1 protein-coding gene and 1 pseudogene are annotated in these 2,432 nt (G+C 75.9%); both read left to right on the top strand.

The annotated features are described in order from the left end of the window. Positions 1–756: pseudogene (locus B9S61_RS40820) on the top strand (AfsR family transcriptional regulator); the annotation flags it as partial. 98 nt (positions 757–854) lie between these two features. Continuing rightward, positions 855–2,432, top strand: a 1,578-nt coding sequence (locus B9S61_RS13560) for a TOMM precursor leader peptide-binding protein (protein WP_103542485.1), incomplete at its 3' end; no start/stop codon positions are given.

Here is a 2,432-nt window from a genome sequence, read left to right as displayed (position 1 = left end):
GACGACGCGGCCGCCGAACTCCGCGCCGCCATACCCTCCGGCGTCTCCCCCGCGTCCTGCCTGGCGGTGCTCGACGACGCCGTGCACCCCGACCAGGTGCGGGCGCTGCTCGGCCTGACGGGCTGCGGGGCCGTCGTGGTGACCAGCCGCATGGGGCTGGCCGCCCTGGTCGCCACGCACGGACCGGCGGTCCTGAGCCTGGGCGCCCTGCCCCCGCGGGAGTCCCACACCCTGCTCACCGCCGTACTCGGCACGGAGCGGGTCACGGCGGAGACCGCGGCCGCGCGCACCCTCGCCGAACTGTGCGGGCACGTCCCACTGGCCCTGCGGATCGTCGCCGCCCGGCTGCTGACCCGGCCGAAGCTGCGTCTCACCGACTACGCCGAATGGCTGCGCAAGGACCTGCCGGCCCGGCTGACGCTGCCCGACGACACCCGGATGTCCGTGCCGCAGGCCCTCGACCGGGCGCTGGACCGACTGCCCGCCCCGCTGGCCGAGGCGCACCTGCGGCTGGCACGGCTGGCCGGGCGGATCACCGCTCCGGACGCGGCCGCCGCGCTCGCCGTCCCCGAGTCCCACGTCGAGGAGTTGCTGGAACGTCTGCTGGACACCGGGCTCGTCGACGAGGAGAAGCCCGGGATCCTCCGGATGAACCCGCTGTTCCGCGCGCACGCCCTGGACCGGTCCGCCCGGACCGCCGGCGTGCCGCAGGCCGCTGGACCCGCCCGGCGCGCACTTCCCTCGGGAGCCGTCTGACAGCCGGGGCGGGACGCCCCGTGCCACGAACGACCCAGCAACGACCGCCCGTCGAAACCGAGCGGCCCATCCGCCGCGACCCGGAGGTGCGACCCCGCATGCCCACGACGCCGTACGAGGAGACCGCCGGCACCCGGCCCCGGGTCCGCCGCGACGTGCTGTTCACCGAGACGCCGGACGGTGTGATCTTCCACAACGCCGACGGGGGTTTCCAGGTCGGCGCCCCGTCCGCCTACCGGTTCGCCACGCTGCTCGTCCCGCATCTGGACGGGAGCCGGACCGTGGCGGAGATCTGCGCAGGCTTCGGGGATCCGCAGAAGGCGATGGTGGGCAGCCTGGTCAAGGCGCTCTACGCCCGCGGGTTCGCACGTCCGGTACCGGACCCCGCGGAGAGACCGGACACGGCGGTGGAACCGGCGGTCGCCGCCCGGTTCGCCCCGCAGATCGCCTACGTCGACCACTACGCCGACGACGCGGAAAGCAGGTTCGCCGCGTTCCGCGCCACCCGGGTCGCCGTGCTGGGTGACGGTCCGGTCGCCCTGTGGTGCGCGCGCTCGCTGATCCGCAACGGCTGTGCCGCCGTCGGCGTGGAGCGGTCGCTCGCCGAAGGCACCGCCACCGCGGCGGAGTGGGGCGCGCTGCGGGAGGAGGCGGCGGCACTCTCCGCGCAGGGCAGCCCGGCCGAGGTGGCGGTGCTGGCGGACACCGGCCCCCGTACGGCGGGCGACTGGAGCGGCTACGAGGGGTACGGAGCGGTCGTCGTCGCCTGTGGCCGGGACGCGTTGCGGACCGCGACCTCGCTGCTCGGCGCGGGCGTGCCGGAGGGCCGTCTGCTGCTGCCCGCCTGGACGTTCGGCGGCACGGCGGTGGTGGGGCCGGTGGGCACGGCGGACTCCGAGGGGTGCGTGGCGTGTGCGGCGCTGCGGCTGGGGGCACACGGTGACGCGGCGGTCGCGGCCGACCTCTGGAGCGGTCTCGCGCTGGGTCTCGACGGCGCTCCCGGACCCCGGGGGCCGCTGGCCGCGATGCTCGGCAATCTGCTCGGCTACGAGGTGTTCCGGCTGGTCATCAAGGCGCTGCCGGCCGAGACCCGGGGGCAGGTCCTGCTCCAGGACATGGCCTCGTTCGACGTCCTCGCGGAGCGGCTGCTGCCGCATCCGCGCTGCCCGCTGTGCCGGACCCGGCCAGGCGTTCCCGAGCCGGTCGACCTCACCGCGGCCCCGCAGCGGCCCGCCTTCCAGCCGGTCGTGGCCGCCGCCCCGGAGGACGGCGCGGCCGAGGGTCCGCTCGCCGATCTCGACCGGCGCTCGCCGGCGGTACGTCCGTCGGTCGGCGTGTTCACCCGGTTCGCCGACGAACCGGTCACCCAGACCCCCCTGAAGGCCGGTGCCGTCGAGGTTCCGCTGGGGGTCTCCGGAACCCGTACCGTCGCCGCCTTCGACATCCATCACACGGCGGGCGCCCGGCTGCGGGCACTCAACGCGGCCGCCGAGGTGTACGCCGAGTACGTGGTACCCGCCGCCACGGTCCCGGACGGTGCCGAAGACGTGGCACCGGCGGTGGACCCGGACCGGCTGACCACGGCCACCGGTATGGGCGTCGGTCCGGTCGCCGCCTGGGTGCTGGGCACGTCGCTGCTGACCAAGGAACCTGCGCGGATCCCGGCGGGGGCGGTG

This window comes from Streptomyces sp. SM1 (assembly GCF_002910825.1).
Classification (GTDB): Bacteria; Actinomycetota; Actinomycetes; order Streptomycetales; family Streptomycetaceae; genus Streptomyces; species Streptomyces okerensis.
The sequence above is the reverse complement of the archived record's forward strand: the minus strand, read 5'-3'. Positions and strand labels throughout refer to the sequence as shown.